At 64.7% G+C, this 23,525-nt stretch carries 25 protein-coding genes; 14 read left to right on the forward strand and 11 right to left on the reverse strand.

All coding sequences use genetic code 11. The features are described 5' to 3' along the window. The first annotated feature begins 283 nt into the window (after positions 1-283). Positions 284-940, forward strand: a complete 657-nt coding sequence (locus DNA98_RS14905) for a GntR family transcriptional regulator (protein ID WP_110532129.1) — start codon at positions 284-286, stop codon at positions 938-940. Then, a complete protein-coding gene (locus DNA98_RS14910; RefSeq protein ID WP_110532131.1) occupies positions 937-1,950 on the forward strand; it encodes a 1-aminocyclopropane-1-carboxylate deaminase in 1,014 nt (337 codons plus the stop codon). Before DNA98_RS14905 ends, DNA98_RS14910 begins: the two co-directional genes overlap by 4 nt. A 150-nt stretch (positions 1,951-2,100) precedes the next feature. Here the strand turns inward: DNA98_RS14910 and DNA98_RS14915 are convergent, their stop codons facing one another. After that, the gene (locus DNA98_RS14915) at positions 2,101-2,658 is read right to left on the reverse strand and encodes a hypothetical protein (RefSeq protein WP_110532133.1); all 558 of its coding nucleotides are present in this window, start codon (positions 2,656-2,658) and stop codon (positions 2,101-2,103) included. 30 nt (positions 2,659-2,688) lie between these two features. Continuing rightward, positions 2,689-3,402 (reverse strand): bifunctional demethylmenaquinone methyltransferase/2-methoxy-6-polyprenyl-1,4-benzoquinol methylase UbiE, encoded by a 714-nt coding sequence (gene ubiE / locus DNA98_RS14920; RefSeq protein ID WP_110532135.1) that lies wholly within the window; start codon positions 3,400-3,402, stop codon positions 2,689-2,691. Between the two features lie 176 nt (positions 3,403-3,578). Between ubiE and DNA98_RS14925 the strand changes: the two genes are divergently transcribed. Both DNA98_RS14925 and DNA98_RS14930 read left to right on the forward strand, forming a co-directional pair. Then, entirely contained in the window at positions 3,579-5,396 is a 1,818-nt protein-coding gene (locus DNA98_RS14925) for an ABC transporter permease (protein ID WP_233493240.1), read from the forward strand. Between the two features lie 13 nt (positions 5,397-5,409). Continuing rightward, positions 5,410-6,339 (forward strand): ABC transporter permease, encoded by a 930-nt coding sequence (locus tag DNA98_RS14930; protein ID WP_110532172.1) that lies wholly within the window; start codon positions 5,410-5,412, stop codon positions 6,337-6,339. A 109-nt stretch (positions 6,340-6,448) separates the two neighbouring features. On the opposite strand, the gene DNA98_RS14935 is transcribed toward DNA98_RS14930, so the two are convergent. Then, positions 6,449-7,075 (reverse strand): hypothetical protein, encoded by a 627-nt coding sequence (locus tag DNA98_RS14935; protein ID WP_129865672.1) that lies wholly within the window; start codon positions 7,073-7,075, stop codon positions 6,449-6,451. Positions 7,076-7,121: 46 nt separating this feature from the next. Here DNA98_RS14935 and DNA98_RS14940 point away from each other — a divergent pair, with 46 nt between their 5' ends. Both DNA98_RS14940 and DNA98_RS14945 read left to right on the forward strand, forming a co-directional pair. Further along, positions 7,122-8,354, forward strand: coding sequence for a cytochrome P450 (locus DNA98_RS14940; protein WP_174720025.1), 1,233 nt, complete (start codon positions 7,122-7,124; stop codon positions 8,352-8,354). A gap of 23 nt (positions 8,355-8,377) precedes the next feature. Continuing rightward, the gene (locus DNA98_RS14945) at positions 8,378-9,139 is read left to right on the forward strand and encodes a methyltransferase domain-containing protein (protein WP_110532139.1); all 762 of its coding nucleotides are present in this window, start codon (positions 8,378-8,380) and stop codon (positions 9,137-9,139) included. On the opposite strand, the gene DNA98_RS14950 is transcribed toward DNA98_RS14945, so the two are convergent. From DNA98_RS14950 to DNA98_RS14970, 5 genes are read right to left on the reverse strand one after another with little or no spacing between them, the layout of a single operon-like run. Next, positions 9,136-9,597, reverse strand: a complete 462-nt coding sequence (locus DNA98_RS14950) for an NUDIX hydrolase (protein ID WP_110532141.1) — start codon at positions 9,595-9,597, stop codon at positions 9,136-9,138. The genes DNA98_RS14945 and DNA98_RS14950 overlap by 4 nt on opposite strands. Then, entirely contained in the window at positions 9,597-9,911 is a 315-nt protein-coding gene (locus tag DNA98_RS14955; RefSeq protein ID WP_110532143.1) for a hypothetical protein, read from the reverse strand. The genes DNA98_RS14950 and DNA98_RS14955 overlap by 1 nt, the downstream gene beginning before the upstream one ends. 10 nt (positions 9,912-9,921) lie before the next feature. Then, positions 9,922-10,698, reverse strand: a complete 777-nt coding sequence (locus tag DNA98_RS14960) for a regulatory iron-sulfur-containing complex subunit RicT (RefSeq protein ID WP_110532145.1) — start codon at positions 10,696-10,698, stop codon at positions 9,922-9,924. Further along, on the reverse strand, positions 10,695-11,588 hold the full coding sequence (locus DNA98_RS14965) for a hypothetical protein (RefSeq protein ID WP_110532148.1): 894 nt from the start codon (positions 11,586-11,588) through the stop codon (positions 10,695-10,697). The genes DNA98_RS14960 and DNA98_RS14965 overlap by 4 nt, the downstream gene beginning before the upstream one ends. Then, complete coding sequence (locus DNA98_RS14970) at positions 11,585-12,325, reverse strand: metallophosphoesterase (protein ID WP_110532150.1); 741 nt, start codon at positions 12,323-12,325, stop codon at positions 11,585-11,587. Before DNA98_RS14970 ends, DNA98_RS14965 begins: the two co-directional genes overlap by 4 nt. 138 nt (positions 12,326-12,463) lie before the next feature. Between DNA98_RS14970 and pstS the strand changes: the two genes are divergently transcribed. The 8 genes from pstS (at position 12,464) to DNA98_RS15010 (ending at position 18,937) form a co-directional block, all read left to right on the forward strand. Continuing rightward, positions 12,464-13,522, forward strand: a complete 1,059-nt coding sequence (gene pstS, locus DNA98_RS14975; RefSeq protein WP_110532176.1) for a phosphate ABC transporter substrate-binding protein PstS — start codon at positions 12,464-12,466, stop codon at positions 13,520-13,522. 56 nt (positions 13,523-13,578) lie between these two features. Further along, entirely contained in the window at positions 13,579-14,538 is a 960-nt protein-coding gene (gene pstC, locus DNA98_RS14980) for a phosphate ABC transporter permease subunit PstC (RefSeq protein WP_110532178.1), read from the forward strand. Further along, a complete protein-coding gene (gene pstA, locus DNA98_RS14985) occupies positions 14,535-15,407 on the forward strand; it encodes a phosphate ABC transporter permease PstA (protein ID WP_110532152.1) in 873 nt (290 codons plus the stop codon). Before pstC ends, pstA begins: the two co-directional genes overlap by 4 nt. Positions 15,408-15,503: 96 nt before the next feature. Then, complete coding sequence (gene pstB / locus DNA98_RS14990; RefSeq protein ID WP_110532180.1) at positions 15,504-16,250, forward strand: phosphate ABC transporter ATP-binding protein PstB; 747 nt, start codon at positions 15,504-15,506, stop codon at positions 16,248-16,250. Between the two features lie 47 nt (positions 16,251-16,297). After that, positions 16,298-16,822, forward strand: a complete 525-nt coding sequence (locus DNA98_RS14995) for a DJ-1/PfpI family protein (protein ID WP_110532154.1) — start codon at positions 16,298-16,300, stop codon at positions 16,820-16,822. Positions 16,823-16,840: 18 nt separating this feature from the next. Further along, the gene (locus DNA98_RS15000; RefSeq protein WP_110532156.1) at positions 16,841-17,383 is read left to right on the forward strand and encodes a GNAT family N-acetyltransferase; all 543 of its coding nucleotides are present in this window, start codon (positions 16,841-16,843) and stop codon (positions 17,381-17,383) included. A gap of 53 nt (positions 17,384-17,436) precedes the next feature. After that, a complete protein-coding gene (gene ychF, locus DNA98_RS15005; RefSeq protein ID WP_110532158.1) occupies positions 17,437-18,549 on the forward strand; it encodes a redox-regulated ATPase YchF in 1,113 nt (370 codons plus the stop codon). A gap of 31 nt (positions 18,550-18,580) precedes the next feature. Further along, on the forward strand, positions 18,581-18,937 hold the full coding sequence (locus tag DNA98_RS15010; protein ID WP_110532160.1) for a winged helix-turn-helix domain-containing protein: 357 nt from the start codon (positions 18,581-18,583) through the stop codon (positions 18,935-18,937). Positions 18,938-18,943: 6 nt separating this feature from the next. Here the strand turns inward: DNA98_RS15010 and DNA98_RS15015 are convergent, their stop codons facing one another. From DNA98_RS15015 to leuS, 3 genes are all read right to left on the reverse strand, one after another. After that, the gene (locus DNA98_RS15015) at positions 18,944-19,780 is read right to left on the reverse strand and encodes a MerR family transcriptional regulator (protein ID WP_110532162.1); all 837 of its coding nucleotides are present in this window, start codon (positions 19,778-19,780) and stop codon (positions 18,944-18,946) included. A 44-nt stretch (positions 19,781-19,824) separates the two neighbouring features. Beyond that, positions 19,825-20,463 (reverse strand): hypothetical protein, encoded by a 639-nt coding sequence (locus DNA98_RS15020; RefSeq protein ID WP_110532164.1) that lies wholly within the window; start codon positions 20,461-20,463, stop codon positions 19,825-19,827. A 78-nt stretch (positions 20,464-20,541) separates the two neighbouring features. Then, positions 20,542-23,160 (reverse strand): leucine--tRNA ligase, encoded by a 2,619-nt coding sequence (gene leuS / locus DNA98_RS15025; RefSeq protein ID WP_110532166.1) that lies wholly within the window; start codon positions 23,158-23,160, stop codon positions 20,542-20,544. Between the last annotated feature and the right edge of the window lie 365 nt (positions 23,161-23,525).

Consider the following 23,525-nt stretch of genomic DNA (forward strand, 5'->3'; position numbering starts at 1 on the left):
CCCCCTGTCCGACGACCTCCTGCCCCACAAGACACGGATCAACCGCCCGTGACCACGGGCCACAAGGACGACCCCCAGACCAAAGCCCCCTCCAGCGGTCTTTGGGGCAGACAAGGTGGCCGGTGCTCGAGGGGAACACCAACCCCGAGTCGCGCCACTCCTCGAGGGCGAGACAGCCTGGGGCTGGCTTCGCTGCTCCTCGCCGCAGGTATCGTCGAGGTTGGAGCGGCGACGGGCTCGAGAGGGCTTTGACCAAATTGGATCCATTGGATACACTTTGATCATGACCGCCAACCCCAACAGGCCACCCGCCACCTCGCCCGATCGGGTTGCTCAGCAGTTGCGCGAGCGCATTCTGGGAGGCCAATACCCCGGCGGCACGACCTTGCGGCAGGAAGAGCTGGCCGCGGAGCTGGGGGTGAGCCGGATGCCCGTGCGTGAGGCCCTGCGACAACTGGCGGCGGAAGGGCTGCTAATCCTCCAGCCGCATCGGGGTGCGGTGGTAGCCGAGCTTTCGATACCTGAGCTCGAGGAAGTCTACGAGATGCGCGCGGTGCTCGAGCCCCTGGCCCTGCGCCTGGCCATCCCCAGGCTGGGCAAGGGCCAGCTAGGCCAAGCCGAGGACGCCCTGGACGAGGCCGAGCAAGAACGCGACGGGCGGCGCCTGAGCGAGCTCAACTGGAAGTTCCACGCTGCCTTGTACCGGCCCGCAGACCGCCCCCGCCTGCTTTCGACCATCGAGCTGCTTCACCTCAACGTAGACCGCTACATGCGGATGATCCTTACGGTAGTGCACCACCGCGAACAGTCCGACCGCGAGCACCGCGCTCTGCTCGAGGCCTGCCGGAGGCGGGAGGTTGAACAAGCCTCCAACCTGCTGCAGCGGCACATCGTCGAAGCCGGGCAACGCCTGGTGCGGTTTTTGCAGGAGAAGCCATGAAGCTGGAGAAGTTTCCCCGTTATCCGCTGATGTTTGGCCCTTCGCCGATCCATCCCCTCAGAAGGCTCTCCGAGCACCTGGGGGTGGAAATCTGGGCCAAACGCGAAGACTGCAACAGCGGGCTGGCCTTCGGCGGCAATAAAGTGCGCAAGCTGGAGTACCTGATCCCCGATGCCCTGGCTCAAGGCTGCGACACCCTGGTCTCCATTGGCGGGGTGCAGTCCAACCACACCCGCCAAGTGGCCGCGGTAGCCGCCCATCTGGGCCTCAAAGCCCTGCTGGTGCAGGAGCACTGGGTCAACTACGAGGACCCCATCTACGACCAGGTGGGCAATATCCTCCTCTCGCGCATCCTGGGCGCCGAGGTCGAGCTCAGCCCGGCGGGCTTCAGCATTGGCCTGCGCGAAAGCTGGCAGCGGGCTTTGGATAAGGTGCGGCAGCGGGGGGGCAAGCCCTACGCGATCCCCGCTGGAGCCTCCGATCACCCGCTTGGTGGGCTGGGCTTCGCCCGCTTCGCCGAGGAGGTCGCGCAACAGGAAAAGGAACTGGGCGTCTTCTTCGACTACGTCATCGTCTGCTCGGTGACCGGCAGCACCCAGGCCGGAATGATCGTGGGTTTTGCGGCGCAGGACAGGCCGCGCAAGGTGGTGGGCATCGACGCCTCGGCCAAGCCGGCCGAAACCCGCGCCGCGGTGCTCAAGATCGCCCGCTTCACCGCCGAGGCCGTCGAGTTGGGGCGCGAAATCCTCGATGAGGACGTGATCCTGCTCGAGGACTACGCGGGACCGGAGTACGGCCTGCCCAACCAGGGGACCCTCGAGGCCATCCGGCTAGCGGCCCATCTGGAGGGCATGATCACCGACGTGGTCTACGAGGGCAAGTCCATGCACGCGCTCATCGACCTGGCCCGCAAGGGCAGGTTCGAAAAGGGCTCTCGGGTGCTCTACGTGCACCTGGGCGGAGCCCCGGCGATGAACGCTTACGCCGGCCTGTACCAGCCTAGCGCATAAAAAGGCTCGAGGCCGTCCCCCGAAAGTCCGAGAAAAGCGCCAGGCGGTGGGAACCGGGCTTATTGGGTTTGCAAAACGCCTTCGAAGCTCTGGTGGAGACTCCGCCCAAAGCGCCCTGCGGTGGGGCTTTGGAAGGTCACAGGGGGCTGCTCAGTCGCGCAGGCCAGGTAGCAAGGGCTGGCCTTTGGGCAGACGGAACATCAGGTATTCCTGGCTGGCGGGTCGGGTGGGGGTAGGCTCGAGCTGCATCATCACCAGGCTCTCGATACGTCCTTCTACCCGCAAGAACAGCGGAGGAGCATAGCGCGGCTCACCGCGTTCGTAGCGGATTCCTTCCAAGGTATAGGAGAGAAATACCGATTCGTCGCGCTCGAGGTAATCCGGAGCGTACAGCGCCACCACGTCGGCTTCCTGGCGCTCGATTTGCAGCACTGCGTCCCACATGACCATCTGGGCGTCGGGTTGGCTCAGGTACTCGCCGAAGATTGGGCCCAGCCGGGCGTAGAAAGCATCGGGGGCGGCTTTGAGTTCGTAGTAGAGCCCGCCTGGGCCGTGCCATAGCCGCGCCACCGCGTTCTCCACCGCGTGTTCGCCCAGCCGTTCCCTAGCGTAGTCCCGGGCCAGCGCGAACGGCCCCTCGAGGGCCTGGCGGTCGCTTCCTAGCTCGAGGGTTTCCACCAAGTGCCGGTAAGGATCGAATTCGATCAACTTGACTCCATTATAGGCTGAAAAGCAGGGCTACCTGTCTCCGATGTGCAGCGCCACGATACCCCCGCTGAAGATGCGGTAGCGGGTCTGGAAGCCAGCCTGCTCCATCTTGGCTTGGAGGGTCCGGGGCTCGGGGAAGCGCTCCACCGACTCCGGCAGGTAGCGGTAGGCGGAGGGATTTCCCGAGACCAGCCCGCCGATCCAGGGCAGCACCTTCTGAAAGTACAGGCGATACAGCTCACCGAAGCCGCCCTTGGGGGGTGGGGGAAACTCGAGGATGCACAGCCGCCCGCCGGGGGCCAGCACCCGGTAGAGTTCGGCCAGGGCGTGATCGTAGTCGGCGAAGTTACGAAAACCGAAGGCGATGGTCACGGCGTCGAAGCGGGCGTCGGGGAAGGGAAGGGCCAGCGCGTCGGCCTGCTGGAAGGGGACCTCCCGCCCCAGCCTGCGCGCTTTCTGTCGGGCGACCTCGAGCATCGGGAGGGCGAAGTCGGCCCCGATCACCTCGGCCTGGGGGGCCAGGCGTTTGAGCAGGAGGGCCATATCGCCCGTTCCGGTGGCCAAGTCCAGGATGCGCTGGGGTTTTTTCTCGAGCGCGGCCTGGGCGGCGATAAACCGCCAGCGCCGGTCTATCCCCGCGGAGAGGAGCCGGTTCAAAAGGTCATAGCGCGGGGCGATCTGGCTGAACATCCGCTGGACGGCCCGGGCTTTTTCCTCTGGCTTTTCGCTCGAGTCCTTCACCACCGGGGAAGTTTAGCACAGCAGGAGGCGAAGAGCAGGAGCTACGAGACATTCCAAGAGGCTAAGCGGAGCCCCTGCGAGGGAGGCTATAAGCCGGGGCGACGGCGGAGTACAATTTTTGCGTGCGAAACTTGGCCCGTTCCTGGCTTTTTCTTGTGAGCTTGGGGTTGCTGGGGCTCATGGCCCTGGCGCCTTGGATGGTCCCCAAGCGAGAGTTCGGCGGGGTGGGGTACCTGATCACCCCCTTTACCACGGTCAATCCACAAAACCTCGAGCTGCCTGCCTCGCTGGGGCTGGGGTGGGTAGGGGCGGTCTTCTGGGTCTGGGCGGGATTGATGGGGGCGGCCTCGCTGGCCTTTTTGCAGCCCGACCCCCGCTCGCGCTCGAGGGCCCTTTACGCTTTAGGGGCTGTGGGGGTGGCCCTCTTTGCGCTCGAGGCGGTGCTGTTTTACCAGGCGGTAAACTCCGCCAACCAGGCCGCTCTGGCCGGAGGGGCCACGCGGGTGCCTTTGCGCCGCTTCACCCTCTCGCTGGGGGCCTACCTGGGCTGCTTTTATGCGTTGGCCCTGCTCCTGCTGGCCCGCGTGCAACTCCCTGGGGGGAAAGCCTTCCTGGTGCGCTACCGCGGGGCAGCGGTGCCGGTGGTCTCGCTGCTGCTTTCGGTGCTGGTAGGGGCGTTGCTGATCCTGGTCTTGGGCCGAGTGCCGGGGGTGGAGGGCTCGAGCTTGTCCCTCCGGGAATGGGTTGCGCTGAAGCTGGACCTGATCACCTTTTCCTTTCAGCTGCTCTTTTCTCCGATCTACACCCTTTCCGGTTGGTTCAATAGCCTTCAGCAGACCACCCCGCTGATCTTCGCCGGGCTGGCGGTGGCTTTTGCCTTCCGGGCTGGCCTTTTCAATATCGGCGGCCCTGGGCAGATCACTTTGGGGGCTATCTTCGTGATGATCGTGGGGGTCTTCCTGCCCGGGCCGGGCTGGGTCGTGCTGCCCCTCAGCATCCTGGCGGCAGCCCTGGGCGGGGCTTTGTGGGGTGGGCTGGCGGGGTGGCTCAAAGCCCGCTTCGGGGCCAACGAGGTGGTCAACACCATCATGCTCAACTACATCGCGGCCTCGGTGCTGCTGTTCTTCTTGGCTTCCAACCAGCAGCGCTTTTTCGGGTATACCCTTTACCTGCCCTTCAAGGCCCAGGGCTTCGAGGCCAAGAGCCTCGAGCTGCGCCCCGAAGCCCAGATTCCCTTGATGATCAACTTGCTGGCCCCTGGGGGGGAGTTTTCCTGGGCCATCCCCGTGGCCCTGGTGGCGGGCCTGGCGACATTTTTCTTTTTACGGCGGGCCGATCTGGGCCGCCGCTTGCTGCTCGGCGGAGGGGCAGCCGTCCTGGGGTACGCGCTGGGCGGCCTGATCCCTGGCCCCACCCTCGCCAGCGATTTGGTCCGTGACCTGGCGGCCTCCAAGCTCAACGGCTCGTTCTTGTTGGCGCTGGGGGTGCTGATCCTGGTGCACTACTACCTGCTGCGCACCGTGGGCGGCTACGAGATGCGGGCGGCAGGGTTGGCCCCCAGAGCAGCCGAGTACGCCGGGATCAACCTGGGCCGCAAGATCGTGCTGGCTATGCTGGTGAGCGGAGCTCTGGCGGGGCTGGCCGCGACCCACTACGTGCAGGGTGGGGTGATGGATGAATACCGGCTCAAGCAGTCCATTCCCGTAGGGGTCGGCTTCGACGGGATCGCGGTGGCCTTGATGGGGCAGAATACCTCGTTGGGGGTGGCTCTGGCCGGGTTCTTGTTCGGGGTGCTCCGCACCGGCGGGCTGGACCTGAGCCAGCAACTGGGCATCAGCCGCGAGCTGGTGACGGTGATTATCTCGTTGGTAGTGCTGGCCATCGCCTTGGGCGGGTTGCTGCCGCGGTACTTCACCGATCCCTTGAAAGCAGCTCAGGTCGAGACCGAGGCCAAGGATGAGGAGGCGGCCCGTACCGCGATGCGGCGTGCGGGTTGAGGGGAGGCGCCAAATGAACGAAATCTTTACCCTGGCTTTGCTGTTTTCCACCCTGCGTCAGACCACGCCGATCCTGCTCACCGCGCTGGGCGGGCTGTTCTCCGAGCGGAGCGGGGTGGTCAACATCGGCCTCGAGGGCATCATGCTCTTCGGGGCCCTGGCTGCGGCGGTGGTCACCCAACGGCTCGAGGTTCCCTTTTTGGCCTCCGATCCCAACGCCCAGATCTGGTGGATTCCCTGGGTCGGGCTCTTGGCCGGGGCGGCGGTGGGGGGCTTGGTGGCGTGGGTGCACGCCCTCGCCTCGATCAAGTACAAGGCCGACCAGATCATCAGCGGCACCGCCATCAACCTGCTGGCCTTGGGGGCGCCCAGTTTGGTGCTCGAGTACTACTACGACAACTCCACCAGCTCGCAGGAGGTGGTCAACCGCCTCCCGCTGATCTCGGTAGGTCCAGAAAACCTCTCTCCTCTGGTCTTTCTCGCGTTTTTGCTGGTTCCGGTGATCTGGTGGGTGCTGTTCAAGACCCCCTGGGGGCTGCGGTTACGGGCGGTGGGCGAACACCCCGAGGCCGCCGAGACCATGGGGGTGAACGTGATCCGCACCCGCTACGTCGCGGTGGTCATCTCCGGCCTTCTGGCGGGTATCGCGGGGGCTTATCTATCGATTGGCTTTCTCAACCAGTTCGTCAAGGGGATGAGCGCTGGGCTAGGGTTTATCGCCCTGGCTGCCCTGATCGTGGGCAAGTGGCACCCCATCGGCGTGCTGGGTTCCACCTTGCTCTTCGGTTTTGCCTCGGCCCTCTCGATCCAGCTCACCGGGCGCAACATCCTGCCGGTGCCGGTGGTGCAGGCCATCCCATTCATCCTCACCATGCTGGTGCTGGTAGGGTTCATCGGGCGGAGCCGGCCTCCGGCGGCGGTGGGGAAGCCCTACGACAAGTAACTGATTTTTGGGGCATTGTGCGGCCCTAACGTCGTACGCAAAGCGCCAAGCGCGGTGGGTTTCCTGCGCTGCTGGGCGTCGGACATCGAATGGGCTTGGCGTAGATTGCCTAGCCATCGCCGCGCGACCATACCCCGGGCTGGAGCCGGGGGCGGCTGACCTCGAGGTAGGCCACCACCTGCCCGAGCGTCGAGAGCCCCACGAAGAGCACCAGGATCACCAGGCCCAGGAGGTCAGGGGCGGGGCCGGTAGGAAAATAGCCGCCCAGGATGGCCAAAAGCACCAAGGCTACATGCCCCCAAGGCCCGTGGTCGCGCACCAGATGCCAGCTCTCGCGCAGCGCCTCCCACCAGCGCCGCTTTGTATCGGCCATGAGGGTGAAGGTATAAAACCAAAACAGCGCCACCACCCCCTGGTAGAAGAACGCCGCAATCTGGCCGGAGATATCGTCACGAATGGGCAGCGCCAGGGTAGGGGCCACGAACAAGCCCAAAAACAGCACTCCGGCCACCCAGGTGTTCCAGCGGAACTCGCTCCACTGGGCCTGGGGTTCCCATACCCCGTCGCGAGCCAGCCGCAGTAACACCTTGGCCAGCCCGACTTGCAGGGGGCCGAAGAGCAGCCCCAGGCTGAGGAGGCTCAGGAGCAAGGCGAGCGCGCTGCACCCCAGGATGCCCAGCGGCTGCCGCCGCAGCACGACGAGCATTCTCAGAAGGACTCGGGGGGCGCTCAGCATCGGTGCTCTCAGGGTAACACGCCCTGCGCGATAAACTACGGATAAGATGAACCCCTTGCCTGAGATCCACCTGAACCTCAACGACCCGGACTTCGTCTACGACCCCTACCCCCGGCTGGCCGAGCTGCGCGAGGCCACTCCGGCTTTCTACGATCCGGTGTGGAACAAAGTGTTCTTCACCCGCTACGAGGATATCGCCGGGTTGTTGCGCGACAAGCGCCTGGGCCGCTCGATCCTGCACGTGCTCTCGCGGGATGAGCTGGGCTGGCCCCCACCCAACCCGCTCACCCGTGACTTCGACCATTTCCAGGAGAACCACATCCTCGATAACGAGCCCCCCAAGCACACCCGGCTCAAGGGGCTATTTTTGAAAGCCTTCACCCCGGCCCGGGTGGAGGGGTTGCGCGGCAAGATTCAGAGCATGGTGAACGCTTTGCTCGACCGGGCCGAAGACCAAGGCCGCATGGACTTGCTCCACGACTACGCCGAGCCCCTGCCGGTGGCGGTGATCGCCGAACTGCTGGGGGTACCCGAGGAGGACCGGCACCTGCTGCGCCCCTGGTCGGCCAAGATCGTCAAGCTTTACGAGCTCGGCTACACCGACGAGCAGGCTCGAGAAGCCAACCAGGCGGTGGTGGAGTTTTCCCGCTACATTCGAGCGCTGGCCGAGGATCGCCGCAAGCACCCCCAAGACGACCTCATCTCCGCCCTGGTGCAGGCCGAGGAGGCGGGGGACAAGCTCAGCGAGGACGAGCTGGTGGCCAACTGTATCTTGCTCCTCAACGCTGGGCACGAGGCTACCGTCAACGGCACCACCGCGGGCATGCTGGCCCTGCACCGCAACCCCGAGCAGAAAAGGCTGGCGGTGGAAGCTGCCAAAGCTGGCCATGGGGAATTTTTCAAAAGGGCGGTGGAAGAGCTGCTCCGCTACGATACCCCCCTGCCGATGTTCGAGCGCTGGGTGTTGCAGGACCTCGAGTGGAGGGGTATACCCCTCCGGCGGGGCCAGGAGGTAGCCCTGCTGTATGCCTCTGGCAACCGCGACCCACGCAAATTTTCCCACCCCGATACCCTCGACCTGACCCGCCCCGACAACCCGCACCTCACCTTCGGGCTGGGCATCCACTACTGCATCGGGGCGCCGCTAGCCCGGCTCGAGCTGCAAACTTCCTTCCAGACTTTGCTCAAACGCCTGCCGCACCTCGCGGTCGTGGAGCCGGTGGAGTACACTGGAGGTTTCGTGATCCGCGGGCACAAGGCCATGCCGGTCGAGTTTTAGCGCTACCCCAAAGGGAGCTTTGGATGGCATGGAATCCCGATCAATACGAGAAATTCAAAGCCGAGCGCACCGCCCCTTTCGAGGATTTATTAAAGCTCGTGAAAGTCAAGCCCGGCTTACGGGTTATAGATCTAGGCTGCGGAACCGGTGAACTCACCCGCAGGCTGGCGGACGCCCTGCCGGATAGCGAGGTGACGGGTTTGGATAACTCCGCTTCCATGCTCGCCAGGAGCGGAGCGTATACCCGTCCGGGTTTGCGCTTTGAGCGGGGGGATATCGCGGAGTTGGAGGGCACCTACGACCTCATCTTCTCCAACGCGGCCTTGCAATGGCTCCCCGATCACCCGAGGCTTTTCCCCAAGCTCTGGCGGCACCTGAATCCGGGCGGGCAGTTGGTGGTACAGATGCCCGCCAACCACGACCACCCCTCGCACCGGCTGGCCCGCGAACTGGCCGAATCCGCCGAGTTCGCGGCCTATTTCCCCGAGGGTGGACGGCAGAGCCCGGTACTGCCCCCCGAAGACTACGCCCGGATGCTCTTCGGGTTAGGCGGGGAAAACCTCACGGTGTTGCTCAAGGTCTATCCGCACGTCCTGGCCGACGCTGAGGCTATGGTGGAGTGGGTCAAGGGAACTTTGCTTACCGCCTACCTCGAGCCCCTCCCTCCCTCTGCGCAGGAAAGGTTCTTGGAGGGCTACCGCGCTCGCCTGCGCGAACTCTTCCCGCGAAAACCGGTCTTCTACGGCTTCAAACGCATTCTTTTTTCGGCGTCCAAACCCGGCTAGCGCCGGTCATTGACGATATGGGTCGGAGCGAGGGGCAAGCGGCGCAATCCTTGGATTAGAAAAGGCGGGCGGATGTCCATACCAGGGGTCTCCTGGAGGGCAAACCAGCGGAAGGTCAGCCGCCGGTGGCCCTCGAAGCCGTAAAATTCGAGGCTCGAGGGCTCGAGAGACACCGTCACCGCAAAATACAGCTCGAGGCCATGGTACTCGCGCTCCCTCTCCCGGAAGAAGTTTTCTACTACCCAGATCAAACGCCCCACCCTGACCTCGATGCCCAGCTCTTCCCGCATCTCCCGGACCAAGGCCTGCTCGGCGGGTTCGCCCGCCTCGACCCGGCCACCGGGTAGGGTCCAGAAGGGTTCTCCCGGGCCGTGGTGGAGCAAGATTTGCCCGTGCTTTATGACTACGGCGGCGACCCGGTGGATGAACCGGACGTTGCCGATATCGAAGGTGACCATCAGGCCTCCCGAACCCGGGTATCCAGGCTCCGCCCGCCCAGGAACCCACCCCGCCAGGCCACCTCGAGCCCGCTCCCGTCCGCGAAGCTGACCTTGAGGGTGCGTCGGTCGAACTCGAAGTTGAGGATGGTGGGCTCGAGGCGTTTAGCCTGCCCGCCCGAGGCCTGTACAAAGCTGCTGAAGCCGTCTTTACGAAAGTGCAAAATCGATCCGTCCTGCAACACCAAGTGGGCCTCGGTGGCCTGCTTGTTGAGGCGGTAATCCTTGAGCTGGTTCGATACCGCCCAGGCCTGGTTAGGGTCTCGCGCGCCCATGGGTGAAAGCTTACCGCCGTAGCTCGCTTTTGTGCACCGTAACCCAGCTTCCCTCTTCGGTGAGGAGGTCTACAGTGCCGGCCAGCGGGTTGAGCTTGGCGACCTTGCCGCAAACGTCGTGGATGGTGCAGACCTTGGCGTTTTTACGCGGCAGATCCTTAAGGAGTTCCTGGTAGTGCGGGTGCTCGTACTGCAAACAGCACAGCAACCTGCCGCAAGGTCCGGAGATCTTCTCGGGGGAAAGCGGAAGCTGCTGGTCGCGGGCCATCTTGATCGAGACCTGGGCGAAATCCTGCAGGTGGGTAGAGCAACACGACTCCATGCCGCAAGCTCCCAGGGTTCCCAAGTAGGCGGTCTGATCACGCGGCCCCAGGGCCACGAACTCCACCCGGGCCCCCGCGGTGCGGGCGATCTCGCCCACCCAGCGCCGCAGGTCAATGCGCTCTTCCGCCGAGTAGTGCACCGCCAGGTGCGATCCGTCCAGGGTGTAGTCGCAGCCCAGCACCTTGGCCTGTACCTTTTCCTTGCGCAGCCGGGCTTTAATCCACCACTTGATCTCTTCCGCCTTCTCACGAAGCCGAGCGGCTTTGTCGAGATCCTCCGAATTGGCGGGGCGCACGATGCGCCCCTTGGGCTGGCCCGGGTGGGGGGTGGTGCGTACCTTGCCCAACTCGAGCCCTCGGCTGCTCTGCACCACCACCCAGGACTCGGGCGGGGGTGGCGCACCGTCGAAGGTGTAGTCGTAAAGTTTGGGGCTGTGAGAAAAACGCACCCCGACACAGTTCATTTCGTTGCCTCCTGGTTGGCTTGAGCCCCGGCGCTTTGCCAATTCGCCAACCGCCACAGCCGCAGGGCCAGCCAAGTGTGGGTGAGCTCTTCGCCGGCGTAGGCGCTGAGGGCTTCTTGGGCTTGGGCCAAGGCCTCGAGCGCTTCCCGGCGGCGGGGGGATTCAGGGGGGAAGATCTCCCCCAGGCGGCGAGCCAAGTAGTCCAGGCCGTTATCTAGCTCCCCCAAGGCCTTGAAGGCCTGTTGAGTCTGGGCTGGGCCGGAGCGGGCACCGCGTAGGCTCTCCATTACCCCCTCGGCCCGCGCGAGCAACTTTTGGAACTCCAGCGGGTGCTCGAGGGCCCAGCGTACCCGGCCCACCGCCCCTTCAGCATAGGCCAGAACCTCGGGGTCGGTAGAGAGCTGGCGCAGGATTGAGAGGGGAAGGGGGCCAAAAGCGATCTCGAGGCTGCGGCTGGTCAGAGTAGGCAGCACCAGCTCCCGGCTGGGGGCGATCAGGACGATCCGGGCGTAGGCCGGGGGCTCTTCCAGGATCTTCAGCAGGGCATTCCCGGCGGGTTCGTTGAGGAGATGGGCCCCGTCGATCACCGCCACCTTGGCCCGGTGGCGGGGGTAGGTGGAGAGCCAGTCCAGCAGGTTCTCCCCTCCTTCTTCGCGGGGGGCGATCTGCTCGAGCAGAATCTGCGGCTTGCGCGCCTTTTTGCCCCCTTTGGTCTCGCCCTCGGGGGCGATCTCCAGATAATCGCTGGCGTAGTGCTCCCCGTTGAGCTGCCAGGCATACCAGCGGGCTACCGCTCGCCGGCCCACCCCTTCTGGGCCGGTAAAGAGAAAGCTCTGGGCCCTAAGGGCGGGGAGAAGCTCGAGGATGCGTTCGTGGCCGAGGATGTTCATCTACCCACCAGCAACCTCTCGTACAGCCATAGGGGGAAGCCCTCCTCGAGGATGCGCTTGAGGACGCGCTCGAGGTCGAACTCCACGCGGAAGAACTGCACGCTGCCGTCGTCGCTGTCCCACACGGCGTAGGCGGCGCCGGGCATGCGGTCGCGGGGCTGGCCCACCGAACCGGGGTTGACCAGGGCTCGAGCCTTGGGGGCTAAAAATAGCTCGCTGCCGTGGACCTGGCGCTGGTAGCGCACCCACTGCCCGTTAGGGCCTTCCAGCGCCAGAAAGGTGCCGGCCAGGTGGGTATGTCCGTGCAGGCTCCAGCGGGCTGGGGTGCAGCCGAAGTGCGCTCGAGCGGTGTCCAGGTCATCCACGTACTGCAAGGGGTCGCAAGCGCTCCCGTGCACCAGCAAGGCCCCGTCCACTTCCCGCGTCCAGGGGAGGCTACCCAAATAGGCCCGGTTCTCCAACGACAGGCGCTCGGACTGCCAACGCAGGATCTCGAAGATGGGCCCCTCCTGCTCCTCGGGGTCGATATCGTCAAGGTGCAATAGCCAGGCGTCGTGGTTGCCCATCACCCCGATGGCCTCCTCCGAGCGCAGCCAGGAGAGCACCCGGTCGGCGTCCGGGTAATAGCCCACCGCGTCGCCCAGGAAGATCACCCGGTCGTATTGGGGCGCGGTTTGCAGCACGGCCTCCAGGGCCGGCCAGTTACCGTGGATGTCGGCGAGGAGCAGATACCGCACGTCAAGAGAATATCACCTGTCAAGCAGGTAAAACCCCACCGCTTGGCGGGGCAGGCGGCCTCTCTGACAATCTCCTGACAAAGCACAGGCAGGCTGTGAAGCGTGCAGGTTGCGGTGCAACCTCTCAAAGGAGAACGCATGAACAAGCTACTGAGCAGCGCTATTGCCGCTACTGCCCTCCTCGGAGTGGCCTCCGCCCAGGTCACCTTGAGCGGGGCCGGGGCGACCTTCCCAGCCCCGCTGTACACCGAGGCCTATATCCCCAACTTCACCAAAGCTACCGGGATCCGGGTGAACTACCAAGCGGTAGGCTCGGGCGCCGGGATTCGGCAGCTCACCGACAAGGTGGTCAACTTTGGGGCCTCCGATGCTCCGCTTTCCGACGCCCAGCTCAAGGAAATTCAGGAGAAAAACGGCAGCCCGGTGCTGCACATCCCCACCGCCCTGGGCCCGGTGGCCCTGACTTTCAACCTTCCGGGTATTGAAGAGCTTCGCCTAGACGCGGCTACGGTGGCGGACATCTTCCTGGGCAAGATCATTCGCTGGAACGACCCCAGGATCGCCGCGCTCAACCCCGGCGTACAGCTTCCCCGTCAGCTGATCTCCGCCACCCACCGCTCGGACGGCTCGGGTACCACCTTTATCTTCACCAGCTACCTCTCGGCCATCTCCCCGGAGTGGAAGAGCAAGGTGGGGGCCGGGCAGTCGGTGAACTGGCCTGCGTTCAGTAGCCTAGGGGGGCGAGGCAACCCCGGGGTGGCCGCGATCGTGGCCCAGACCCCCGGCTCCATCGGCTACGTCGAGCTCAAGTACGCCCTCGAGAACAAGCTCCCGGTGGTTACGCTCAAGAACCAGGCGGGCAACTGGATCAAGCCCAGCCTGGCCTCGGCGGTGGAAGCCACTTCGGGAATCGAGCTGCCGGACGACCTGCGCCTGCAAAACCAGGTGGTCAACACCAAAGACCCGCAAGGCTACCCCATCGTGGGCATGACCTGGCTCCTCGTCTACCAAAAGCAGGAGGTTACCGCCAAGAGCCTCGAGGAGGCCAAAGCGCTGGTGCGCTTCCTCAACTGGGTGCTCACCGAGGGGCAGAAGCTCAACGAGGGGGCTTCCTACGTGCGGCTTTCCCCGGAGGTAGTGAGGCGGGCCCAGGCGCTGGTAAACACCATGACCTACAACGGCCAGCCCCTCCGCTGAGGAGCGCGTAAGATGGGGTGGGGCCGCCGGAGGCCTCACCCTTCGTTGGAGCAGAGATGACCGCTCAACCTCCGACCAGAACCTCCCCCCTCTACCGAGCCCTGGGGGATCGCCTATTTGCTGGTGTTGTGTTGGTTTTGTGCCTGCTGATCATTGGAATCGTGGTCTTGATCGGCTGGCAGTTGGCCGCCAACGGGAGCCGGGCCTTCGCCGCGTTCGGCCTGCTGGGGTTCCTAGGGGGAACCACCTGGGACCCGGTGGCTCACGTCTTCGGGGCTTGGCCCTTCATCCTGGGCACCCTCATCACCAGCCTAGCGGCCTTAGCCCTAGCTTTCTTTCCGGCGCTGGCGGTGGCGATATTCGCGGTGGAGTACGCCCCCCGCTGGCTGGGGAGCGCCTTGCAGTACGCGCTCGAGCTCCTGGCCTCGCTCCCCAGCGTCATCTATGGCCTATGGGGCCTGCTGGTGCTGGCCCCGGTACTCCGGCAGATAGAGCAAGCCGTGGTGGGCTGGGCGGTGGAGCATGAGGCGGACTGGCTGGCGCAGATCCTGGGAGCCCCCATCGGCATCGGGATGGCCAACGCGGTGATCGTGCTGGCGGTGATGGTCATTCCCTACGCGGCCAGCCTGGCCAAAGACTCCATCGCGCTGGTGCCCAACACCCAGCGGGAAGCCGCTTATGGGCTGGGGGCCACCAAGTGGGAAGTGATTCGCATGGCGGTGTTGCCGTACGCCCGGGGTGGGATTCTGGCGGGGGTGATCCTAGGCTTTACTCGGGCTCTGGGGGAGACCATGGCGGTGGTGATGGTGATCGGCAACAACAAAAATCTGCCCTTTACCGTTTTCGGGAGCGCCACCACCATCCCCTCGGCCATCGTCAACGAGTTTGGCGAGGCACAAGGCCTGCAGCTCTCGAGCCTCCTGGCGCTGGGCCTCATCCTCTTTGTCCTCAGTGGAGCTATGAACTTGCTGGCCGCTTGGATCGTCAAGCGCATGAGCGTGGAGGGCCGCCTATGAGCGCTTGGGCACAATCTCGCCACGTACCGGCGGACGGGAATCTACGCCGCAGGCGGTTGTGGAACCAGGCCATGCTGGCCCTGCTGGTCCTAGGGTCCCTGATTGTAGTCGCGCCTTTGGTGCTAGTGCTGGGAGCGGTTTTGCTCAAGGGGATAGCGGCGATCAATTTGGCTTTTTTCCTCGAGCCCTTCCGCCCGGTGGATCAGGGAGGGGGAGGGCTGGCCCATGCTATCGTGGGCACCCTGCTGATGAACTTGTTGGCCCTCTTGATCGGCGGGATCCTGGGGCTGGCCGGGGGCATTTTGCTCTCGGAGTACCCCGACCACCCCGTCAACCCCACCTTGCGGATCATCTCCGACCTGCTCAACGGCCTCCCGGCCTTGCTCAAAGGTCTGGTCATCTACACGTTGGTCGTGATCCCCAGCGGGCACTTCTCCGGCTACGCCGGGGCTTTGGCGCTGGCTTTGATCATGGTGCCCATCGTGCTGCGCGCTACCGAGGGGGTCTTGAAGCTGGTGCCCTGGAGCGTACGCGAAGCGGGGCTGGCCCTGGGTCTGCCGCGTTGGCGGGTGATTCTATCGCTGGTGTTGCCCGCCGCCACCTCGGGGGTCATCACCGGGCTCATGCTGGGCTTTGCTCGCGCGGCCGGGGAGGCCGCCCCGCTATACTTTACCGCCGGAGGCAGCCAGCTTCTCACTCTCAACCTGGGGCAACAGGTCGAGAGCCTGGCCCTTTCCATCTACAAGTACGCCAACGAACCCTCCCCCTTGCGCCAGGAGCAAGCGTGGGCGGCCTCGCTGGTGCTTACGGTGCTGGTGTTGGGGGCGAGCCTGCTGGCCCGCTGGGCTACCCGCCGTTGGACGAACTAGCGCGTGGAGGCGAACGTGGACGAATTGAAGCTGAACGAATTGCGGCAGGGGGAGCCGGGGGTCCTCTCTCAGGGGGCAGGCTTGCTGAAACCTCGCATGGAGACCCGGGGCCTCAGCGTCTATTACGGCAAAAAACTGGGGGTAGGTAACGTCACCCTGCCCATTTATGCCAACAAGGTCACCGCTTTGATCGGCCCCTCGGGCTGCGGCAAGACCACCTTTTTGCGCGCCTTGAACCGGATGCACGACCTCACCCCGGTGGCTCGGGTGGAGGGGGAAGCCCTTCTCGACGGCAAGAACATCTACGCTTCGGGGGTGGACCCGGTAGAGGTGCGGCGCAAGATCGGGATGGTCTTCCAAAAACCCAACCCTTTCCCCACCCTTACCATCTACGACAACGTGGTCGCCGGGCTGCGGCTGCTGGGGGTGAGGCGCAAGGAGGTGCTGGACGAGGCAGTAGAGCGTTCTTTGAGCCAGGCTGCCTTGTGGGACGAGGTCAAGGACCGACTGCGGGCGCCGGGGATGAGCCTCTCGGGAGGGCAGCAGCAGCGGCTGTGCATCGCCCGGGCACTGGCGGTAGAGCCCGAGGTGCTGTTGATGGACGAGCCGACCAGTGCCCTCGACCCCATCTCCACCCAGGCCATCGAAGACCTTATGGCCGACCTGAAAAACCATGTCACCATCGCCATCGTCACCCACAACATGCAACAGGCCGCCCGGGTCTCCGATTTTACCGCGTACTTCCTGCTGGGCGAACTCATCGAGTTCGGCCCCACCAATCAGCTCTTCACTAACCCCAAGGATCCCCGCACCGAGGCCTACATCACCGGACGCTTCGGGTAAGCCCGAGGCGGGCGGCCTGGATCGGGCCGTTGCGGGATAATGTAGCCGTGCGGGTAGGAGTGTTGCTCACCCCCAGCTTCCTCGAGGCCGAAGCGGCGTTGGCGCTCGAGGTCTGTCGTTTGCTGGGCCTGGAGGCTTTCACCTTCGCCAAGGCCCGAAGCTCCTTGGAGGGCCAGGCCGGTGCGGTCTGGACGCCCAGGTTCGCCCTCTCCGGCCGACCCCAAATGGAGGTGTTGGTGGTTCCCGGTGGGGCCAGCATGCGCCGCATGGGCCGCGACCCGGTGCTGCAGGGCTGGCTCGAGGAGGCCTGGCCGCACCTGCAAGCGGTATTTCTGGGGGCCAACGCCAGCCTTTTCCTGGCCGAAGCGGGTTATCTGGGGGGGACGGTGACCGCCCAGGCCCTGGCCCGCGAAGCCCTGGCGGAAAGGGGTTTTCGGGTGGTGGAGGCTCCCTTGGTCTGGCACGGCAAGGTGTGCAGCACCCGGGGCTACTTGGATCTGGCCCGGGCGCTGCTGGACTGGCAATTGGCCCCGCCGGGGCTCCGGCAGCACCTGGGGTTGCACGAGCGGTAGGCGGAGTATATTGGTCATGTGCTCAAAGGCGAGAAAGTGATGTTGCGGGCGATACGCCCCGAGGACCTAGAGCGGCTGTGGGAGTTCAACAACGACCTCGAGGTGGAACTCTTCGGGGGTGGCGGTCCACCCTACCCTCAGTCCTTGGCCCGCCTAAAGGCCGATTTCGAGCGGGAATGGGCCAAGGGGGGGCGGGACGGTACCAACTTTGGCATCGAAGTAGACGGCAAGTTCATCGGTCACTGCGCTCTTTTTGAGTTTGACCACGTGAGCCGCACCTGCAAGCTGGGCATCAGCATCGGGGACAAGGGCTACTGGGACAAGGGATACGGGCGCGACGCGGTGCGGGTGTTGGTAGACTATGCCTTCCGCCTCTTGAACCAGCGCAAGGTCTGGCTCAGCGTCAACGGCAACAACGAACGGGCCATCCGGGCTTACCGGGGGTGCGGTTTTCAGGAGGAGGGCCGGCTGCGCCGCCAGGTCTGGACCAACGGCCAGTACGTAGACTTGGTGCAGATGGGGATTCTGCGCGAGGAGTGGGAACGCTTGAGGACGGGCTAGAGGCGTTGGGTGGGTAAGACCGGGGCCTTCCTGCGGTACAATGGCCGCTTGGTATGTTAGGAGTCGGCATCGTCGGTCTTCCCAACGTGGGCAAATCCACGTTATTCAACGCCATCACCAAGGCTGGAGCCTTGGCGGCCAACTACCCCTTCGCCACCATCGACAAAAACGTAGGGGTGGTCTCCCTTTCCGACCCCCGGCTCGAGGCCCTGCAACAGCTCTTCATCAAAGGGGAGCGGGTGCCTCCCATCGTTCCCACCCACGTCGAGTTCGTGGACATTGCGGGGTTAGTAAAGGGGGCGCACAAGGGGGAGGGGTTGGGAAACCAGTTCCTGGCCAACATTCGTGAGGTGGCGGCCATTGCCCATGTGGTGCGCTGTTTTGCCGACCCCAACGTGGTGCACGTGGCCGGGCAGGTCAACCCCCTAGACGACCTCGAGACCATCAACACCGAGCTGGCGCTGGCCGACCTTTCCACGCTGGAGAAGCGCCTGGACAAGCTGCGCAAGACCGCCCGGGTGGACAAGGACGACAAGGCGCTGCTCGAGGTCCTCGAGCCCCTTCTGGCCCACCTCTCCGCAGGGAAACCGGCCCGGACCTTCCAGGCCGCCGACCCTGAGCTTTTGCAAAAAGCTGCCCGGGAGATGAGCCTCCTCACCTACAAGCCGGTCATCTACGTGGCCAACGTGGCCGAGGAAGACCTCCCGGACGGTGCCCGTAACCCCTACGTGGCCCAGGTCAAGGAGTATGCCGCCCAAGAGAGCGCAGACGTAGTGGTGGTCTCGGCCAAGATCGAGGCCGAACTGGCCGAACTCTCCGAGGAGGAAGCCGCCGAGTACCTCAAAGCCTTGGGGCTCGAGGAGTCCGGCCTGAACCGCCTGGTGCGGGTGGCCTACCGCACCCTGGGGCTCATCACGTTTTTTACCGCCGGAGAAAAAGAGGTTCGCGCCTGGACGATTCGCCAAGGCACCAAAGCGCCGCAGGCAGCCGGGGAGATCCACTCGGACCTCGAGCGGGGTTTTATCCGGGCCGAGGTCATCGACTGGCGCCGGCTTGTCGAGGCCGGGGGCTGGACCCAGGCCAAGGAACGGGGCTGGGTGCGCAGCGAAGGCAAAGAGTACGTGGTCCAAGACGGCGATGTGATGCTGATTTTGTTCAACGTTTGAGCCCGCGACGGGTCGAACGTACACTAAAGCCATGCGCCCCAAGGCCAAAATCTGGCTCGAGCGCGAGGACGGCTCCTATCTGATGGGGCCGGGGGCCATACATCTGCTGCGGGCGGTAGCCGAAGCGGGGAGTCTCAAAGGCGGCGCCAAGCGGATCGGGATGAGCTACCGCAAGGCCTGGGCGCAGCTCAAAGAGGCCGAGGCAACGCTGGGGTTTCCCCTCTTGCAACGGCACTCGGGCGGGGAGGGGGGTGGCGGCAGCACCCTCACCCCGGCGGCGTTGGACTTTCTCGAGCGCTACGAGCGGTTCTGCCAGGGCGCCCTACGCGACCTCGAGGCCCGCTTCCAAGACTCCTTCGCCGACTGGGGCCGTACCCTTAGCCGTTGAATGGGCCTAGGCGTAGGGGAAAGCCACGTCGCAGGCCGGGTCGTCGGGGCCCAGGGCATCCCAGCGGGCAAAGTAGACCTCCCGGGCCGGACCGCTCATCGGCTTGCCCTGGTCTTTTAGCCATCTCGCCACCGCGTCGTAAGCCTCCAGGATGGCGGGGAAGTTGACCTGGGCCTTGTTGATGCGGGTAAAGGCTTCATGATGGGCGGGCTCGAGCCGCACCCGGATTCGCCCCGTGGGCTCCAGGCGGCCCGCGAAGGGCACGCAGATCTCCACCGGACCGTCGGAGTCTTCGTTGACCTGGCCATGGTAGATGACCAGCGGAGCGCCGCGCACCTCGAGGCCGGAGGCGGTGATGTGGCCGTAGAGTTCGCTGAACGCCTCCTCGATGAAACGGCTGAGGTCTTTGATATTCACCTTCCTCTGGATCGTCGCAACGTTCTGTGGGGGCACTTCTCGGGTTTGTATCTGCGGCATGCTTCCTCCTTCACCGCCGAGGTAGCCCTCGAGGTAGCGAACGAGCGCCCGCTTGGTTTTCAGGTCTGCTTCGACCTCTTCCCAGTACTGCCTCACCGCGCGCCTGGCCTCCACCCCTTCCAGCTCGAGCACCGCGGCGATGCGTTCGAGCGGCATCGCGAGCTGCCTCAGTAGGCCGATCAGCCGAGCCCGCTCGAGCTGGTCTTCGCGGTAGTAGCGGTAGCCCGAAGGCGCGTCCACGTAGGCGGGCGGGAGCAACCCCAGCGCGTCGTACAGCCGCAGCGCCTTGAGGGAGAGCCGCGAGCGCCGGGAGAACTCTCCAATGCTCAGGTAGGGGGTGGAGGGTTTGCTGCGGGGCTCGCTCACGGGCTCAGGGTAGGGCCTGCCCTTGGGGAAAGGTCAAGCTGCGTCTACCGCGGCAGGCCCACGGTGCTGGTTTGGTAGGGGCTGCACAGCTGAGGTCCGCAGACCCTGGCGCTGACCTCGAGGGCGTATACCTCGTCGCGGTTGTTGACCAGGTCGTTGATCGCGGTGTTGACCTGGGCGTAGAGCCCGCTGGTGGTCTTGTCCAGGCCTATGGCGGGGATCGGGAGGCCCAGATAATTGCCCAAAGCCGCCGGGGCCAGCGAGAGCACTACCTTGAAAGTGCCCTCGAGGATGCGGCCTGTTACCCGGAAGAAGTTGCGATCCGGCACATACACCGGGAAGCTCGCGGTGGCTGGGGTATTGGGGCTTAAGGGGGCTTCGCCTTTGATCTCGCGGGTTTTGTTCTCGTAACGGGGGGAGAGGAGGTTTCCCACCGGGGTGCGGTAGAAGAGGGTCACGGTGTACTCGGCCCGTACCGCGTCGCGGGCCACCGTCGGGTAGACCACCAGGGTGCAGACGTTGGACCCGTACTCGAGCAGGGGTCCCGGACGGTTGGACTCGCCTACGCAAGCCACGTTGAGCCGCGGGGCCTGGGCGTAGGCGCTCAAGTACTCGGGGTCGGTGTTGAGGGTGCGCGGGGCGCAGGCCACCAAAAGCAGCATCCCGGCCAGCAGCTTTTTCATGTTTTCACCATAACGTACCCGCCTGAGTAGTGGATTACCCCCCTCGTGCAGTACCGAGGGGGGTCAAGGCAAGGGCGGTCAGCGCACCACGATGTTCAGCAGCTTCCCCGGCACGTAGATCTCCTTCACCACCTGTTTGCCCTCGAGGTGGGCTTGCACGTTGGGAATCTCGCGGGCGATACGCCGGATCTCGTCCTCGCTGGCCTCGGCGGGGACGGTGACCCTGCCGCGCACCCTGCCCGAGACCTGCACCACCAGCTCGAAGGCCTCGGCCACCAGGGCCTCTTCGTCCACGGCGGGCCAGCGGGCCGCGAAAACCGAGGTGTCGTGGAACCGGTGCCACAGCTCCTCGGCGAGGTGAGGGGCGAAGGGAGCCAGGAGCTGGATGTAGTGGAGCGTGGCCAGGCGAAACACCGGGGAGACCGGGTTTTCCTTGCGGTAGTCGTACATCGCGTTCAAAAGCTCCATCAAGGCGGCCACGGCGGTGTTGAAGCGCAGGGCCTCGATGTCCTCGCCCACCTTTTTGATGGTCTGGTGCAGCTTCTGGTAGAGGGCTTTGTCGGCGGCACCCAGGGCCTTGGGGTCATGGAGGTCGCCCTGGGCCTTGAGTTCGGTCAGGTTCTCGACCACCAAGCGCCAGACCCGGTTGAGGTAGCGCCAAGCCCCCTGCACGCCCTCCTCGGTCCAGATCATCTCGTTCTCGGGTGGGGCGGCGAAGAGGATGGTGATGCGGGCGATGTCGGCGCCCTGCTCCTTCACGAAGGGGCCCACCATCACCCCGTTGCCCAGGCTCTTGGACATGGTGGCGGGCTTCCAGAAGTGGAGGCTGCCGTCGTCGTGGGGGCGCAGCTCGGCCCCGCTCTTCCTGACCTCTTCCAGGCTGAGGGTCTCGGGGAGGTCCAGCTTGGCCCGGCGCTCGGAGGTCAGGAAGCGGACCTCCTGGCCCTTCACCTCTACCGGGCCCACGTCGGTCCAGCCCTGCACCATGCCCTGGGTGAAGAGGCCCTCGAAGGGTTCTTCGACCTCCACCATGCCGATGTCGTGCAGGAACTTGGTGAAAAAGCGCGAGTAGAGCAGGTGCAAGATGGCGTGCTCCACCCCGCCGATGTACTGGTCTACCGGCATCCAGAAGTTGGCCCGCTCGGGGTCGAAGGGCAGCTGCGCGTTGTGGGGGTCGGCGTAGCGCAGGAAGTACCACGACGAGTCAAAAAACGTATCCATGGTGTCGGTGTCGCGCCGGGCCTGGCCGCCGCACTTGGGGCAGTCCACCTCATAGAACTCGGGGTGGGCGGCCAGCGGGCTCTTGCCCTTAGGCCTTATGTCCTCCACGTCCTTGAGCGTGGGGAGCACCACCGGCAGCTGCTCGTAGGGCACCGGGACGATGCCGCAGCGATCGCAGTGGATCATGGGGATGGGGGTGCCCCAGTAACGCTGGCGGCTGATGAGCCAGTCGCGCAGGCGGTAGTTGACCTTGCGCTCCCCGATGCCCTTCTCCTCCATCCACTCGATGATCTTCTGCTTGGCTTCCTCGACTGAGAGCCCGTTGAGGAAGCCGGAGTTGATGGCCGGGCCGTCCTCGGTGTAGGCCTGGCCCTGCCAGCCGGCGGGGGGCTCGACGGTGCGGATGATCTCGAGCCCAAACTTCTCGGCAAACTCCCAGTCGCGCTGGTCCTGCCCCGGCACCCCCATGATCGCCCCGGTGCCGTAGCCCGCGAGCACGTAGTCGGCGACCCAGATGGGAATTTCCTTGCCGCTCGCCGGGTTGATGGCGTAGGCCCCGGTCCACACCCCGCTCTTCTCGCGGTCCTCGCGCTGGCGCTCGACCTCGCTCTTCATCTTGGCCGCGGCCACGTAGGCTTCCACCACCTCCTTCTGCTCGGGGGTGGTGATCCGGGCCACCAGTTCGTGCTCGGGGGCCAGCACCATGAAGGTGGCCCCGAAGATGGTGTCGGGGCGGGTGGAGAAGACCCGGATCTTGGCGTCGTGGCCCTTGACCGAGAAGTCGAACTCGGCCCCGGTGCTCTTGCCGATCCAGGCCCGCTGCATGGCCTTGACCTTCTCGGGCCAGCGCGGGAGCTTGTCGAGGTCGGCCAAGAGCCGCTCGGCGTAGTCGGTGATCTTGAGGTACCACTGCTCGAGCTCGCGCTTCTCGACCAAGGCCCCGCTGCGCCAGCCGCGCCCGTCGATGACCTGCTCGTTGGCCAGCACGCTCTGCTCGACCGGGTCCCAGTTGACCAGGCTCTTCTTGCGGTAGGCCAGGCCTCGCTCGTACATCTTGAGGAAGATCCACTGGTTCCACTTGTAGTACTCGGGGGTGCAGGTGGTGACCTCGCGGCTCCAGTCGTACTGGATGCCCATGAGGGCCAGCGACTCCTTCGACTGCCGGATGTTGCCATAGGTCCAGTCGGCGGGGCTCACGCCGTACTTCAAGGCCGCGTTCTCGGCGGGCAGGCCGAAGGCATCCCAGCCGAAGGGGTGCAAGACCGAGTAGCCCTGCTGGGTGCGCCATCGGGCCAGCACGTCGCCCATGGTGTAGTTCTTGAGGTGGCCCATGTGCAAGTCGCCCGAGGGATAGGGGAACATCACCAAGACGTACGACTTTTTCTCGCCGCCTTCGGTTGCTTTGAGCAGCCCGATTTCCTGCCAGTACTTCTGCCACTTGGGCTCGAGTTCGTGGGGGTTGTATTTGTCGCTCATGAGTCTCTCCAGACGGCTCTAGCGAGTCATTCTATGGGAAGGTGTGGGGGCCGCGGGAGTAAAAAACCCCCTACGCGGGCGTAGGGGGAGCTTCCCGAACCCGCGGGCTCCCCTAGCCTAGCGCTAGGCGCTTCACAAACCTCATGAGCCCATGATAACACGGTTTTGTGCACGAGAAAAAAATAGCCGCGGGTGGGGTGTGTCCTGAAAATAGGCAAACAGCCTAAACTGTTGGAATGAGCGAAATACGGGAACGGATGCATCAGTTGGTGGATGAGTACGAGCGGCTGGGAGAGGGGAAGAATATAGCCGAGCAGGAGTTGCTGGTGATTGAGTTTGGCAAACAGATCCAGCGGCTGATGATG

Origin of the sequence: Meiothermus sp. Pnk-1 (genome assembly GCF_003226535.1) — a bacterium.
Classification (GTDB): Bacteria; Deinococcota; Deinococci; order Deinococcales; family Thermaceae; genus Allomeiothermus.